Source organism: Pseudomonas sp. NFX183, from assembly GCF_047943075.1.
Lineage (GTDB): Bacteria > Pseudomonadota > Gammaproteobacteria > Pseudomonadales > Pseudomonadaceae > Aquipseudomonas.
The window spans coordinates 1,431,655-1,446,648 of record NZ_CP181333.1 but is presented as its reverse complement, the minus strand read 5'-3'; the positions used below and the strand labels follow the sequence as shown (position 1 = coordinate 1,446,648).

General features: G+C 62.9%; 12 protein-coding genes. 5 read left to right on the top strand and 7 right to left on the bottom strand.

Annotated features, from left to right (window positions below; translation table 11 throughout):
* From cobG to ACM530_RS06855, 5 genes are all read left to right on the top strand, one after another.
* Positions 1 to 1,347, top strand: coding sequence for a precorrin-3B synthase (cobG, locus tag ACM530_RS06875; protein ID WP_416364485.1), 1,347 nt, complete (start codon positions 1 to 3; stop codon positions 1,345 to 1,347).
* A complete protein-coding gene (locus ACM530_RS06870) occupies positions 1,340 to 1,966 on the top strand; it encodes a precorrin-8X methylmutase (protein ID WP_083355479.1) in 627 nt (208 codons plus the stop codon). The genes cobG and ACM530_RS06870 overlap by 8 nt, the downstream gene beginning before the upstream one ends.
* Positions 1,966 to 2,697, top strand: a complete 732-nt coding sequence (locus ACM530_RS06865; protein ID WP_145160278.1) for a precorrin-2 C(20)-methyltransferase — start codon at positions 1,966 to 1,968, stop codon at positions 2,695 to 2,697. Before ACM530_RS06870 ends, ACM530_RS06865 begins: the two co-directional genes overlap by 1 nt.
* Positions 2,697 to 4,334 carry a precorrin-3B C(17)-methyltransferase gene (gene cobJ, locus ACM530_RS06860; protein ID WP_416364484.1) on the top strand — a complete coding sequence of 546 codons (1,638 nt, stop codon included), beginning with the start codon at positions 2,697 to 2,699 and terminating at the stop codon, positions 4,332 to 4,334. Before ACM530_RS06865 ends, cobJ begins: the two co-directional genes overlap by 1 nt.
* Before the next feature lie 237 nt (positions 4,335 to 4,571).
* Positions 4,572 to 5,351 (top strand): hypothetical protein, encoded by a 780-nt coding sequence (locus ACM530_RS06855; RefSeq protein WP_145160283.1) that lies wholly within the window; start codon positions 4,572 to 4,574, stop codon positions 5,349 to 5,351.
* On the opposite strand, the gene ACM530_RS06850 is transcribed toward ACM530_RS06855, so the two are convergent.
* The 7 genes from ACM530_RS06850 to ACM530_RS06820 all read right to left on the bottom strand — a co-directional run bounded on the left by ACM530_RS06850 (position 5,348) and on the right by ACM530_RS06820 (position 14,980).
* Positions 5,348 to 5,944 carry a MarC family protein gene (locus ACM530_RS06850; RefSeq protein WP_017253590.1) on the bottom strand — a complete coding sequence of 199 codons (597 nt, stop codon included), beginning with the start codon at positions 5,942 to 5,944 and terminating at the stop codon, positions 5,348 to 5,350. The two genes, ACM530_RS06855 and ACM530_RS06850, sit on opposite strands and share 4 nt — an antisense overlap.
* A gap of 164 nt (positions 5,945 to 6,108) precedes the next feature.
* Positions 6,109 to 8,880 carry a hybrid sensor histidine kinase/response regulator gene (locus tag ACM530_RS06845; protein ID WP_145160286.1) on the bottom strand — a complete coding sequence of 924 codons (2,772 nt, stop codon included), beginning with the start codon at positions 8,878 to 8,880 and terminating at the stop codon, positions 6,109 to 6,111.
* 116 nt (positions 8,881 to 8,996) lie between these two features.
* Positions 8,997 to 10,289 (bottom strand): phosphoribosylamine--glycine ligase, encoded by a 1,293-nt coding sequence (purD, locus tag ACM530_RS06840; protein WP_416364483.1) that lies wholly within the window; start codon positions 10,287 to 10,289, stop codon positions 8,997 to 8,999.
* 226 nt (positions 10,290 to 10,515) lie between these two features.
* Positions 10,516 to 12,123, bottom strand: coding sequence for a bifunctional phosphoribosylaminoimidazolecarboxamide formyltransferase/IMP cyclohydrolase (gene purH, locus ACM530_RS06835; protein WP_242199054.1), 1,608 nt, complete (start codon positions 12,121 to 12,123; stop codon positions 10,516 to 10,518).
* An 81-nt stretch (positions 12,124 to 12,204) separates the two neighbouring features.
* A complete protein-coding gene (fis, locus tag ACM530_RS06830) occupies positions 12,205 to 12,525 on the bottom strand; it encodes a DNA-binding transcriptional regulator Fis (RefSeq protein ID WP_002555375.1) in 321 nt (106 codons plus the stop codon).
* On the bottom strand, positions 12,522 to 13,535 hold the full coding sequence (dusB, locus tag ACM530_RS06825) for a tRNA dihydrouridine synthase DusB (protein WP_119737806.1): 1,014 nt from the start codon (positions 13,533 to 13,535) through the stop codon (positions 12,522 to 12,524). The genes fis and dusB overlap by 4 nt, the downstream gene beginning before the upstream one ends.
* A 185-nt stretch (positions 13,536 to 13,720) precedes the next feature.
* On the bottom strand, positions 13,721 to 14,980 hold the full coding sequence (locus ACM530_RS06820; RefSeq protein ID WP_416364482.1) for a DUF3426 domain-containing protein: 1,260 nt from the start codon (positions 14,978 to 14,980) through the stop codon (positions 13,721 to 13,723).
* Positions 14,981 to 14,994: the final 14 nt, after the last annotated feature.

Below are 14,994 nucleotides of genomic sequence, written 5' to 3'. Positions count from 1 at the left end.
ATGCCGCCGGACAAAGCAGGCATAATACCGCGCCTTTACCCGTCAACCGGAAGCCCCGTGAACCCAACACCTGCTCTGAACACCTTGCGCCCCTCGGCTTGTCCGGGGTTGCTGCGTATTGTCCAGGCGTTGGATGGCGGCATTTGCCGGATCAAGCTGGCCGGTGGCGCCATCACTGCCGCCCAAGCGATGGCCGTGGCGGACGCGGCCCAGGCCTACGCCGGTGGAGTGATCGAGGCCACCAACCGTGCCAATCTGCAGATTCGCGGGATCGGTGCCGAGCAGCAGGCCTTGATCGCCGCGCTGCTGGCCGCAGGCCTTGGCCCGAACAACGCTGCTGGCGATGATGTGCGCAACCTGATGCTCAGCCCCAGCGCGGGTATCGACACGCAGATGTTGTTCGACACCCGACCGTTGGCCGGGCAGATCCTCGCCACCTTGCAAAACCATCCACGGTTCCATGAGTTGTCGGCCAAGTTCGCCGTGCAGCTCGATGGCGGTGAAGCCCTGGCGATGCTGGAGCATCACCACGACCTGTGGTTGTCGGCGTTTGAGCGCGATGGCGAAACATTATTGGCCTTCGGCCTGGCCGGTTGCCCTGGGTTGGATGCGCCATTGGCGGCCGTGCCCCTGGAGCAAGGTCATGCTCTGGTCGTTGCAGTGCTGGAGCTGTTTCTCGACGTGGCGACACCCACGCAAACGCGCATGCGTCATCTGGCTGTGGATAACTTACTGGCCCGTCTGAGCCTGCCGCTGCTGCCGGTGGAGGGCTTCAAGCGCCCGGCCAGTGGGGCTTTACTGCACTTGGGCAGTTATCCACAGCGGCAAAAAGATCAGTTCTACGTCGCCGCCGTTGCACCGCTGGGTCGCCTGGATTCAAGCATGCTCAAAGGCGCCGCGCAGTTGGCCTTGGAGTTCGGCGACGGCACTTTACGTTTCACGCCATGGCAGGGCGTGCTACTGCCCAACATTAAAAGCCACGGCACAGTGACTGAACGTCTGGCGCACCTGGGCTTTCTCTGCTCAGTCGACCAACCCCTGGCGCGCCTGATTGCCTGCACCGGCTCAAGCGGCTGTGGCAAAGGCCTGGCCGACACCAAGGCCGACGCCCTGCAATTGGCCGCGTTGCAACCTGGCGTTGAGGTGCACCTGTCCGGCTGCCCACGCTCCTGCGCGGCCGCACACACCGCGCCGGTCACGTTGCTGGCAGTGAGCCCCGGCCACTACGACGTCTATTTTCGCGATGCAGCCCAGCCAGGTTTCGGCCGGCTGCACGCGCGCACTCTTTCCATTGAAGCGGCGGGCGCCCTGTTACGCGCACGCTCACGGAGCAACACCGATGATTGATTACATCCGCGACGGTCAGGAGATCTATCGCAACTCCTTCGCCATTATTCGCGCGGAAGCCAAGTTGGACCGCATCCCGGCTGATTTGGAAAAACTCGCGGTGCGGGTGATCCATGCCTGCGGCATGGTCGAGGCCATCGATGGCCTGCAGTTTTCCGAAGGCGCAGGCAAGGCCGGGCGCGATGCGCTGGCCGCCGGTGCGCCGATTCTGTGCGATGCGCGGATGGTCTCCGAAGGCGTAACCCGTGCGCGCCTGCCGGCCAACAATGAGGTGATCTGCACCCTGCGCGACGACAGCGTGCCGGAACTGGCGCGCGCGCTGGGTAACACCCGTTCCGCTGCCGCGCTGGAGCTGTGGCGCCCGCACCTGGAAGGCAGCGTGGTGGTGATCGGCAACGCGCCGACCGCGCTGTTCTACCTGCTGGAGATGCTCGATGCCGGCGCGCCAAAACCTGCATTGATCCTGGGCTTCCCGGTCGGGTTTGTCGGCGCTGCCGAGTCCAAGGCCATGCTGGCGGCCGACAGCCGTGGCGTGCCGTTCGTGATCATGCAAGGGCGTCTGGGCGGCAGTGCGATGGCGGCCGCTGCGGTCAACGCCTTGGCCACGGAGGTCGAGTAATGCAGGCACGTGGACGTTTGATCGGCCTGGGCGTGGGCCCCGGCGACCCGGAACTGATCACCCTCAAGGCCCTGCGCCTGCTGCGCGAATCGCCGGTGGTGGCGTACTTCGTGGCCAAGGGCAAGAAGGGCAATGCGTTCGGCATCATCGAAGACCACCTGGTCGCGCAGCAGACCCTGATGCCGCTGGTGTACCCGGTGACCACCGAAGTGTTGCCGGCGCCGCTGTCCTACGAGCAAGTCATCAGCGACTTCTACGACACGGCCAGCCTGGACGTGGCCGCGCACCTGGACGCCGGCCGCGACGTGGCGGTGATCTGCGAAGGTGATCCGTTCTTCTACGGGTCCTACATGTACCTGCATGATCGCCTGGCCGAGCGCTATGACGCCCAGGTGATTCCCGGCGTGTGTTCGATGCTCGGCGGCGCCTCGGTACTCGGCGCGCCGCTGGTGTATCGCAATCAGAGCCTGTCGGTGCTCTCGGGCGTGCTGCCCCATGACGACCTCAAGCGTCGCCTGGCGGATGCCGATGCGGCGGTGATCATGAAGCTGGGGCGTAACTTCCCCAAGGTGCGTCAGGTGCTGGAAGAACTCGGCCTGGCCGAGCGCGCGCTGTACGTAGAGCGCGCGACCATGGCCAACCAGAAAATCGTGCCGCTGGATCAGGTCGACCCGGCGTCTTCGCCGTACTTCTCGCTGATCATCGTGCCCGGCGAAAGGTGGCAAGGTTGATGCGCCCGGCGATTGTCATTCTGGGCCAGGGCAGCCTGGCCACGGCGCGCAGGATTGCGCAGGTTTACCCCGGCGCGCTGATCCACGGCTTGGCCGGGCGCGTTGAAGGCGCCGACCAGACCTACAGCGAGTTCGGCGCGACCCTGCGCCAGCTGTATCAACAGGGCACGCCGCTGATTGCGCTGTGCGCTGCCGGCATCGTGATCCGCACCCTGGCGCCGCTGCTGCTGGAAAAGGGCGAGGAACCCGCCGTGCTGGCCGTGGCGGAGGACGGCAGCGCCGTGGTGCCGTTGCTCGGCGGTCTCGGTGGCGTGAACGTGATGGCGCGCGACATTGCCGCCGCGTTGGACGTGCCTGCCGCGATCACCACCAGTGGCGAGTTGCGGTTCGGCACCTGCCTGCTCAACCCGCCGGCCGGTTATCAGCTGGCGGATCTGGAGCTGGGCAAGCGTTTTGTCTCGGACCTGCTGGCCGGCGAAAGCGTGCGCATCGAAGGCACGGCGCCCTGGCTGGCTCAGGCCAATCTGCCGCAGGATCAGCAAGCGCGTCTGGCGATTCATGTGGGCAGCGCCGAGCGCGTGCCTGCCGCCAACGAGTTGCTGATTTATTCGCAGAACGTGTGCGTCACCTGCAAGCCCGGCGCGCACTTGGCTGAGCGTGTGCGGGCGGCATTGCACGACGCGGGTATTGCCGTTCAATCCCTGGCCTGCGTGTTGGCCAGCGATACACAGATGGCCGAACCTTCGCTGCACGAGGCTGCGCTGGCGTTGAATGTGCCGCTGTTGTTTTCCGGCGTCACGCAAGAGGCGGACATTGTCATCAGCGTCGCCGAGCAGCCCCTGGACCTGGCGCATGTCGGGCGCCCGCGCGGCCGTCTGGCGGTGATTGGCCTGGGCCCTGGCGCCGCCGAGTTGATGGTGCCGGCGGTCAAGGCTGAACTGGCGCGCTGCACCGATGTGCTCGGTTACGAAACCTATGTGCGCATGGCCGGGCCATTTCGTGACGACCAAGTGCAGCACTGCACCGATAACCGCGAAGAAATGCAGCGTGCGCGCCATGCCTTCGAGTTGGCCGCGCAAGGGCGTTCAGTTGTGGTGGTATCGTCCGGTGACCCCGGCGTATTCGCCATGGCGGCTGCGGTGATCGAGGCCTTGCATGAGTCGAGTGACCCGGCCTGGCATCAGGTTGACCTGCAGATTCTGCCAGGCGTCTCGGCGTCGCTTGCCACCGCTGCGCAGGCGGGTGCGCCGCTGGGGCATGACTTTTGTGTGATGTCGCTGTCGGACAACCTCAAGCCCTGGTCGATCATCGAAAAGCGCCTGGACCTTGCGTCCCAGGCCGACTTGGCGCTGGCGTTCTACAACCCGATCTCGCGTTCGCGGCCGTGGCAATTGGGGCGCGCGCTGGAAATCGTTGCGCTGCACCGCACGCCTGAAACGCCGGTGGTGCTGGGGCGCGATATCGGTCGTCCAGGCCAGACACTGCGTGTCACCACGCTTGGGCAACTGACGCCTGAACAGGTCGATATGCGCACCATGGTGCTGATCGGCTCGTCGACCACGTGCGTATTCCCGCGCGCCGGTGGCGGTGCGTGGGTGTACACGCCGCGCTGGTATGGCGAAAAACCCGCCTCCTGAAAACGGCCTGTCGCACGCCGGAAAGCTCCGAGTAACGCTGGGTCAACGCCCGCCGTTATTCGGGGCTTTTTCTTTTTTTATCGACGAAATCCGGAAGGGCTCAAGGGCCGCCCAGCAATCGTTGGGTGGCGTAGCTCGCCGCATCCCGGCAAGTGATGTTTGTGGTCTGGAAAGCGCGCTCGCGGCTGGACTAGTGTGAACACACGCCCCATGTGGGGTGCCTGTGGAGAACTGAAAATGGAGCGACAGCACCGAAGGATCAACAGCGTAAAGAGGCGCAAGTTGATTGCCGCCTACAAGTTGCCGGGAGCGCCGGGTGTACAGACCTCTGCGCCGATGGGCACGGACGATGACAGCAACGCGGCGGTGGTGAACAACGGCGTGATCTCGTTTATCGAGGGGATGTCCGCCCCGAACCGCGAATACGTTCGCAAGAGCTATTTGCTTGCGAGCAGCTACGTCAGCGATGTGTTGAAGGTTCAACGCGGCACCGAAGCCTGGTACGACGAATTTATCAAGGTGATGGTCAGTCTGGGCTGGCTGCCGGTGCGCAGCCGCTTCGAGCGGGTCACGCGCTCGGGCAAAGGCCTGACCGTGCAACTGGCGGCACTGAACATCATTGCGGCGATGCTGGCCTCGACGTCGCTGGCAGGACCTTTGCTCACCGCACTGCCCAAGCTGGCGGCGGATGCGTTGGAGGCGTTGAAGCAGCAACCCGCGACGTTCGACCTGTTCAAACGCAATAGCACGGTGCATCAGGGCGGTGATTTCGGCCTGGCCTCCTGCGCCGAAACCGAGGGAGAAGTGATGATGGTGCTGGTGACCTACAGCAGTCACGGCGTGAGCAAGCAGGTCGGCTTGCCCTTTCTGGAATGGGACAGCGCCTCGTTCGAGGCCTTCAGCGGGCAAACCTGCCTGGTGCTCAATACCGCGGTGGTCAACGAAACGACGCTCCAGCTGATGCGTGAGAGCGCCGGTGACAAGGTCCAGCTGGCCATCGCCAAGTACCGTATCTAGGGCACCAGATAACCGCGTACGCCGGTAAAGATGATCTGCGCGGCGAGGGCGCACACGAACAACCCCATCAACCGGCTGACAATCTGCAAGCCCTGGTCGCCCAGAATGCGTTCGATGCGGTTGGACAGGTACAGCACCACGCCCACCGTGAGGCTGGCCAGGGCAATGCTGAGGATGGCCATGATCTTGTCATCCCAGTGCGGCTGGCTCACGCCCATCACCAGCAGCGCACCGATGGTGCCCGGGCCGACGGTGAGCGGGATGGTCAGCGGCACAATGGTCACGTCCTGCTGCACGTTGTCGGTCTGTACCGCCGACTTGCCCTGGGCCATGCCCAGCGCCGAGATGAACAGCACGCTGCCGGCGCCGATGCGAAAAGCGTCCACGGTGATGCCGAACACGCTGAAAATCACCCGCCCGAACAGGTACAGCAACACGCTCGACACCAGCGTTGCCAGCGCTACTTTCCAGGCCAGTCGCCGCCGCTCCTTGCTGGAGTAACCACGGGTCAGGCTGATAAAACAGGACAGCACGAAGAACGGGCTGTAGAGCACCAGCATCTTCAGGTAAACGCTGAATAACACGTGGAGCATGAGGGCGGCTCGCGGGCGGGGAAAGTGGGCAGAGTCTATCAGGCGACACAGGTCAAATGTGGGAGCTGGCTTGCCGGCGATAGCGGTGGATCAGACAAAAAGTGTGTGATTGACACACCGCCATCGCCGGCAAGCCAGCTCCCACAGGAGACTGCATTTCACGGTCAGGACGGCGCGTGTTCCGGTCGTTGCTGACGCTGCGCCACCCAGAACTCCACCAGCTCGCGCAACTGCGACAACTCCACCGGTTTGGCCATATGCCCATCCATCCCGGCCTGGCGCGCGCGCTCTTTATGTTCCGAAAGGATATGCGCGGTCAGTGCGACCACCGGCGTTCGAATGCGTTGGTGGCTGACTTCCCACGCGCGCAATTGCTGGGTGGCGGAAAAACCATCGAGGATCGGCATTTCACAGTCCATCAGCACCAGGTCGTAACGCTGAGCCTTCATCGCCTCGAGGGCTTCCTCGCCGTTGCTGGCGGTGTCCGGGTTGAGGTTGAGCTTGCCGAGCATGCCGCGAATCACTTTGGTGGAGATGCTGTTGTCTTCGGCCACCAGAATGCGGAAGTCGGCCGGCACGGTCACCGCTGCCGGCGCGCTGATGGCCGCGCGCGGCTGCACCACGCCTTTGCTGCGCTGAGTCAGTTCATCGGCCAGCGTGGTCTTGAGCGTGTAGCCGGCCACCGGCTTGGCGAGGATGCGCTTGATCCCGCAGTTGCGCGCGATGATCTTGCTCGGCGCGTTGCTGATACCGGTGAGCATGATCAGCAGGATGTCGTGGTTCAGGCTCGGGTCTTCCTTGATCTTGGCGGCCAGTTGCATACCGGTCATGCCGGGCATGTTCTGGTCCAGCAGGACCACGTCGAAGTAGTCGCGCAGGTGCGCCTTGGTGCGCAGCAACGCCAGGGCTTCTTTGCCGGACGGTACGGCGCTGACGTTCAAGCCCCAGGCCGTGCATTGCTGCACCAGCACTTTGCGGCAGGTGTCGTTGTCGTCGACCACCAGCACCCGTGCGCCTTTGAGCGGGCCGTCGAGGTCGGAGGTCGGATGTTCCAGGCGTTCCGGGTCCAGCGGCAGGGTCAACCACAAGGTGCTGCCCTGATGGCTGCCGCTCTTGATGCCGAACTCGCCATTCATCAACAGGATCAGTTGTCGCGCGATCACCAGGCCCAGGTGACCGCTCAAGCGCGTGGCCGAGAGGAAGTTCTTGCTGTGCAGTTCGCTGTGCAGCAACGCGTCACGCTCGGCGGCTTCCATCGGCAGGCCGCTGTCTTGCACGGCAATGCGCAGGCGCGGCTTGGTACTGCGTTCGTCGAGGGCAACGACGATCAGCACTTCACCTTCGTCGGTCTTTTGCAGGGCATTTTCCAGCAGGCTCAACAACGCCTGGCGCAGACGCGTCGGGTCACCGCTGATCACGCGTGGCACCTGAGGCTGGATAAAGCTGATCAGTTCGACGTTCTGTTGCTCGGCCTTGGCGCGGAAGATACTCAGGCAGTCTTCGATCAATGCGTTGAGGTCGAACTGCACGTCGTCCAGCTCGATCTGCCCGGACTCCAGCTTGGAGATGTCGAGGATCTCGTTGATCAACGTCAGCAGTTCGTTCCCGGCGCTGTGGATGGTCTGCACGTAGTCACGCTGCTTGACCGACAGCGGCGTGCCCAGCAGCAGCTCGGTCATGCCCAGCACGCCGTTCATGGGGGTGCGGATTTCGTGGCTGATCTTCGCCAGGAACTCGGCTTTGGCGGCGATCTCGGCATTGCTGGCCGCCAAATCGCGGCTGAGGCTGAAGCGCGCTTCGACAATTGCGCGCTGGCGTTCGCCCAGGGCCAGGCTCATCAGCAGGCCGCTGAGGCAGATAAAACCGAGCAGCGTGACGATCAAGCCTTGCGGTGCCACCAGCGTCAGGCCGAGCAGGGCAGGCAGGATGATCAGTGTGCCGATGTTGAACACCACCATGCCCGCCACGAACAAACGTGCTGGCCGGTAGCCTTTCTGCCAGTGGTAGGCCGAGACAAACAGCATGCTCAGACCGGCCAGGGCCACCAGGGCGTAAGTGATGATGTTCAGCGGCAAGGTGTTGACGAACAACAGCAGCAGGCCGCACAGCACGATCAGCAGGATGTCGGCCATCAACAGTTTGTTCAGCAGGTGCGGGCCCAGCGGCATGAAGAACCGATAGGCGAACATCAGCCCGCACGGCGCGGTCAGCAGCAGGGCGAGGTAGGCGCCCGGGGTCTGGACAGCATGCCAGTTCGGCAGCCACGGCCCCACCAGGTTGAGCAACAGTGCCAGGCTCAACATCAAGAGCAACTCGCAGGCCGCCAGCCACAGGCTGCTGCGCGAGCGGTGGTAGGCGAAGCGCGTGAGGTTGTGCAGGATCAGCATCAGCAGGCAGCCGAACAACAGGCCGTAGATCAGCGTCTGGTTCTGGTCGGCGGCAGCCAGTACGGCCGGTTCCAGGGTGATGTAGGGGCGCAGTTCGTGTTCCGACACCAGACGCAGGTACACCTCGAGGGGTTTCTGGCTCTGGGGCATCGGCAGCATGAAATCACTGCTGGGCAGCGGGCGTTCCGCCTGCGGCTGGCGGGTGCCGGTACTTTGTTGCTCCACCAGGGTGTCGCCGTCCAGTACATAGAGGCTCAGGTGGGACAGGTCGGGGGCAAATACCCGCAGCACTTGCTCGTGCTTGCCAGGTTGCAGCTTGAAACGTACCCACAACGCACCGTCCGGCTCGGCGGCGGTAATCCGGTCCAGTTCGATGGGGCTAAATTGATTGGTGTAACGGGCGGAGCGGATATCGCTCAGTTGCAGGTCGGCCTGTTCATCAAGCAATACTGCCCATCCACTGCCTTGCGCGGCGGCCTGGGCCGGGAACAAGCAGAGCAGGGTCAGCAGACTGACTGTGAAACCTATGGCGATCCTGAGCCAGCGCACGGCGAAATCCCTTCGTAGGTTGATTGCACGGGTTAACTATGCGCGGGGCGACGTGGGTACGGCAAGGGCCAAAGGCCCTTGCCTAACCGAACGGATAGCGACTGGAGGGCAGCTGCTTATTGGTTCTCGCCACGTTCACGGGCAATGGCGCGGTAGCCGATGTCCGTGCGGTAGAAGCAACCTTTCCAGTCGATTTTCGCGGCCAGCTTGTACGCTTGTTGCTGCGCGGCGTCGACACTGGCACCCATTGCGGTGGCGCACAATACACGGCCACCTGCGGTTACAACCTTGCCGTCCTTGAGCGCGGTGCCCGCATGGAACACCTTGCCTTCCAGCGTAGCAGCTGCGTCGAGGCCTTCAATCACATCGCCCTTGGCGTAGTCGCCAGGGTAACCACCGGCCGCCAGCACAATGCCAACGCTCGGACGCGGGTCCCATTGCGCTTCAACCTTGTCCAGCGCCTCGGCCAGGGCCGCTTCCACCAGCAGCACCAGGCTCGATTGCAGACGCAGCATCACCGGTTGGGTTTCCGGATCACCAAAACGGCAGTTGAACTCGATGACTTTCGGGTTACCGGCTTTGTCGATCATCAGGCCGGCGTACAGGAAGCCGGTGTACACATTGCCTTCGTCGGCCATGCCGCGCACGGTCGGCCAGATCACCAGGTCCATCACGCGCTTGTGTACCTCGGCGGTGACCACTGGGGCAGGGGAGTAAGCACCCATGCCGCCGGTGTTCGGGCCGCTATCGCCGTCGCCGACGCGTTTGTGGTCCTGGCTGGTGGCCATCGGCAGGACGTTCTTGCCGTCGACCATCACGATAAAGCTGGCTTCTTCGCCGTCGAGGAACTCCTCGATGACCACGCGCGAACCGGCATCACCAAATGCGTTGCCGGCGAGCATGTCGCGCACCGCCTCTTCGGCTTCTTGCAGGGTCATCGCCACGATCACGCCTTTACCGGCGGCCAGGCCGTCGGCCTTGATGACGATCGGTGCACCTTTTTCACGCAGGTAAGCCAGGGCCGGCTCGATCTCGGTGAAGTTCTGGTAGTCGGCAGTCGGAATCTTGTGGCGTGCCAAAAAGTCCTTGGTGAAGGCTTTCGAGCCTTCCAGTTGGGCTGCGCCGGCGGTCGGGCCGAAGCAGTCCAGGCCGCGGCTGCGGAACAGGTCGACGACGCCGGCCACCAATGGTACTTCCGGACCGACGATGGTCAGGGACACGTTCTTCTCGGCGAAATCAGCCAGCTGCTCAAGGGCCAACACGTCGATGGCGACGTTTTCGCACTTGGCTTCAATGGCGGTGCCGGCGTTGCCGGGTGCGACGAATACTTTCTGGACGCGCGGGTCCTGGGCAACTTTCCAGGCCAGGGCGTGTTCACGGCCACCGCTGCCAATGATCAAAACATTCATTTCAAAAACCTCAAATTCTGTAGGCGCTGCACGAGCGCTTAAATGTGGAGCCGATCTGATGTGGCGAGCGGGCTTGTCCCGCGTTGGGCTGCAAAGCGGCCCCAAAACCAAACACCGCAGATTGCCTGATGCACCGTGTTCTTCTTGATGGGGCTGCTGCGCAGCCCAACGCGGGACAAGCCCGCTCACCACAAAAGGCCCGCTCCCACATTTCGATCGAGTTGGATCAGTGGCGGAAGTGGCGCATGCCGGTGAAGACCATGGCGATGCCAGCCTCATCAGCGGCGGCGATCACTTCGGCGTCACGCATCGAACCCCCCGGTTGAATCACCGCCGTCACGCCAGCCTTGGCCGCATTGTCCAGGCCGTCACGGAACGGGAAGAACGCGTCGGAAGCCATCACCGAACCGGCTACCTGCAAACCAGCGTGCTCAGCCTTGATCGCAGCGATACGCGCCGAGTTCACGCGGCTCATCTGGCCGGCGCCGACACCGATGGTCTGGCGGTTCTTGGCGTAGACAATGGCGTTGGATTTAACGTACTTGGCGACTTTCCAGGCAAAGATCAGGTCGTTGATTTCCTGCTCGGTCGGGGCGCGCTTGGTCACCACTTTGAGGTCGGCGCTGCCGATCATGCCGATGTCGCGGCTCTGTACCAGCAAGCCGCCGTTGACGCGTTTGTAGTCCCAGGCAGCGGCGCGGTCCGCCGACCACTCGCCACAGGCCAGCAGGCGCACGTTGGCCTTGGCGGCAACGATGGCGCGGGCTTCTTCGCTCACGGACGGGGCGATGATCACTTCAACGAACTGACGTTCGACGATGGCTTTTGCGGTTTCAGCATCCAGCTCGCGGTTGAAGGCGATGATGCCGCCGAAGGCGGATTCGGTGTCGGTGGCGTAGGCCAGTTCGTACGCCTGGCGGATACCGCCTTCAGCGTCCGGGCTTACGGCCACGCCGCACGGGTTGGCGTGCTTGACGATCACGCAGGCCGGCTTGACGAAGCTCTTCACGCATTCCAGCGCAGCGTCGGTGTCGGCCACGTTGTTGTAGGACAGCTCTTTGCCTTGCAGTTGGGTCGCGGTGGCGATGCCGACTTCAGCAGGTTTGGCCTCAACGTAGAACGCCGCGCTCTGGTGCGGGTTCTCGCCGTAGCGCATTTCCTGGGCCTTGATGAACTGGCTGTTGAAGGTGCGCGGGAACTGGCTGCGGCCCTCTGTGCTCAGGGTCTCGGCGGCCTGGTTCACGGTGCCCATGTAGTTGGCGATCATGCCGTCGTAGGCGGCGGTGTGTTCGAACGCCTTGAGCATCAGGTCGAAACGCTGGGCGTAAGTCAGGCCGCCGGCTTTCAGGCTTTCCAACACGTTGGCGTAGTCGCTGGCGTTAACCACGATGGCCACGTCTTTGTGGTTCTTGGCTGCCGAGCGAACCATGGTCGGGCCGCCGATATCGATGTTTTCGATGGCGGTCGGCAGGTCGCAACCTGGCTTGTTGATGGTGGCTTCGAACGGATAAAGGTTAACGGCCACCAGGTCGATCGGCTTGATGCCGTGCTCGGTCATGATGGCGTCGTCGATACCGCGACGACCGAGGATCCCGCCGTGGATTTTCGGGTGCAGGGTCTTGACCCGACCGTCCATCATTTCTGCGAAACCGGTGTAGTCCGCGACTTCTACTGCGGCCACGCCGTTGTCCTGCAGCAGTTTGAAGGTCCCGCCCGTGGAGAGGATTTCCACACCCAGGGCTTCCAGCTCCCGGGCAAATTCGAGGATCCCGGTCTTGTCGGAAACACTGATCAAGGCGCGGCGGATCGGCAGGCGGGTAGTCTGGTCGGTCATTTCAATTTCCATCAAAAGCAAAGGAGTCAGCAAAAAAGGCGACCGGTTTTACGCGGGCGCCTTTCTGGTTTGATTGAATGCTTACAGCAAATCGTACTGCTTGAGCTTTTTGCGCAAGGTGCCACGGTTGAGGCCCAGCAGCTCACTGGCTTTGGTCTGGTTGCCCTTGACGTAGTTCATCACGCTTTCGAGCAAGGGCGCCTCGACTTCGGAGAGCACCAGGTTGTACACGTCCGTGACGGAAGCGCCCTCTAGGTGGGCGAAATAATTGTGCAGCGCCTTCTCGACACTCCCGCGAAGGGTCTGGCCTTCTTCGCTCGGCGTGTTGAGGTGCTGTTTCAAATTGACGTTGTCGCTCACGGGTGTTGTTCCACTCACTAAAGTCTCGGTCATCATCGTCATGCGGCCACCCCCTCTCCGTCCCCTGTCCCCAGGCTCTTGTAACGCTCGCTGAAGAACTCACGAACGTTGGCGCACTGTGCTTCCGTATCATCCAAACGATTGAAGTGGGCGCGAAACTCCCTGGCGCCCGGCAAGGTTGCGAGATACCAGCCGACATGCTTGCGAGCAATGCGTACTCCCATCACGTCTCCATAGAAGGCGTGCAGGGCGGCCAGATGCTCTAGCAGAATACGTTCCACCTCGATCAGCTCCGGTGCCGGCATGACTTCGCCAGTACGCAGAAAGTGCTCGATCTCACGAAAAATCCATGGCCGCCCCTGGGCGGCCCGGCCAATCAACAAGCCATCGGCGCCGGTTGCGTGCAGCACGCGCCGGGCTTTCTCGGCTGAGTCGATGTCGCCATTGGCAAAGACCGGGATCGACACCGCCTGCTTGATCGCGGCAATGGTGTCGTACTCGGCTTCACCGGTGTAAAGGTCGGCGCGGGTGCGGCCATGCACCGCCAGCGCTGTAATGCCTGCCTGTTCGGCGATCTTCGCCACCGTCAGGCCGTTCTTGTTGTCCCGGTCCCAGCCGGTACGAATCTTCAGGGTGACCGGCACATCCACTGCGGCGACAACGGCCTGCAGGATCTCGGCTACCAATTGCTCATCTTTCAACAGCGCGGAACCGGCGGCCTTGTTGCAGACCTTCTTGGCCGGGCAGCCCATGTTGATGTCGATGATCTGTGCGCCCAACTCCACGTTGGCCCGGGCCGCGTCCGCGAGCATCTGTGCATCGCCACCGGCGATCTGTACCGAGCGCGGCTCGGGATCACCTTCGTGGATCATGCGCATCCGCGATTTGCGGGTGTTCCACAAGCTCATGTCGCTGGTGACCATTTCAGAGACTACTAGACCCGCGCCCAAACGCTTGCACAGCTGACGAAAGGGCTGGTCGGTGACGCCCGCCATCGGGGCGAGGATCAAGCCGTTTTGCAATGTGTATGGGCCGATGCGTACCGCCGACATAGGACTTCCCTGTTGTGGGGCCGGATCATTAGAGTTCGAAAAAGGGTTGGCATGATACCCGCTCTCGATGACTGGATAAAGGCTGAATTGGATAAAATCTGAACAGTTATTTCTTTATCGCGGTCGGTTTGGTTGCGCAGCGCCCAGTCAATTATCTGCCGTCAAACCTCGGCGTGCGCGGCGCCTCACTCGGGCGAGTGGAAACTCAGGCTGTAATTCACGGCTTTATTGCCTGGGTCGAGGATATCCAGGGAAATATGGATGGGTGTCTGCGAAGGCATTTCGCTCACCCCGGCCAGCTCACCACTGAGGTATTCGGCCGGTTTGAAGCGACGACTGGCAATCAGGCCGCCGTTCAAATCGGCAAAGCGCAGCTCCAGCAGCGGGAAGGGCTGTGAGAACGTCGCGCGGTTATAGATGATTGCATCCACCACCAGCGCCCCGGCGAACTCGGGATTGCTGCGCACCACCAGGTTGCTGCTCTTGATGTGGGCAATATCGACCCGTGATGGCACGGTGCAACCGAGGGTTGGGCACAGTTGCTGGAACCACGGGCGATAAGCGTCCTGACGAGCCAGGTCGTCGAATTGATAGGCGATGTACTGGCCCGCCAGGCCCGCGGCGGCCAGCAGCACCAGGAGTATCCAGATGAGGCGACGGCCCCAGCTCGTCGGACGTTTCTGCGCATACAGGTGCAGCGGGTCGTCTTCCAGGTCCTGAAGTACATCGTCGTGAACGCTGGTTTCCGTGCGCGCACGCTTGCGCCGCGGTTGCAGGCGGTCTTCGGGTTCCGGCGCGTCCGCTGCTGCCGTCAGCGGCGTGAACGGCGGGTCGAGGTCGTCATCGTCGTCGTCAGGCGGAGAACGCAGCGGGGGCTCATCGTCGATATCGTCGATGTTGAACGACATCGATGGCTCGGTGCGCTGCTTGGTCGCAGGCGTCCTGGCCGGTTCAGGCGCGTCTTCGCTTGGTTGGGTGCGCTCTTCGGGCGGCTCGCTGAACAGGCTGGCGGCCCATTTTTCTTCTTCGGCCTTGACGGTGTCGCGGCTGGCGCTGAGGGCATCTTCCTTTTGCCGGCGCTCGCTGCTCGCCTGGCGACGCTCCGCGCCGGGCGGTTGCGTGTGTTGAATCTCGCGGCGTTCAAGCTTGGCCAGTTCTTCGTCCAGGTCCAGGTTGTCCAGGTCCAGCTCTTCGGCGGTCCACTGTTTCTGGCTGATGGCCCGCGGTGCCTGGGGCACTGGCTCAACGGCGTGTTCGGCGACGCCTGGCTGCTCGGGTTCCGGCGCCGAGGTGCTGGCGCGCTGCTCCAGCAATTGGCGCGCGGCATTGAACACTTGCAGGCACGAGCCGCAGCGAACCACGCCACGGGCCACACTCAATTGAGCGTGGCTGACGCGAAAGCGCGCTTGGCAATGCGGGCACTGGGTGACGAAACTGTCGGTCATGCGGCCATCCGATT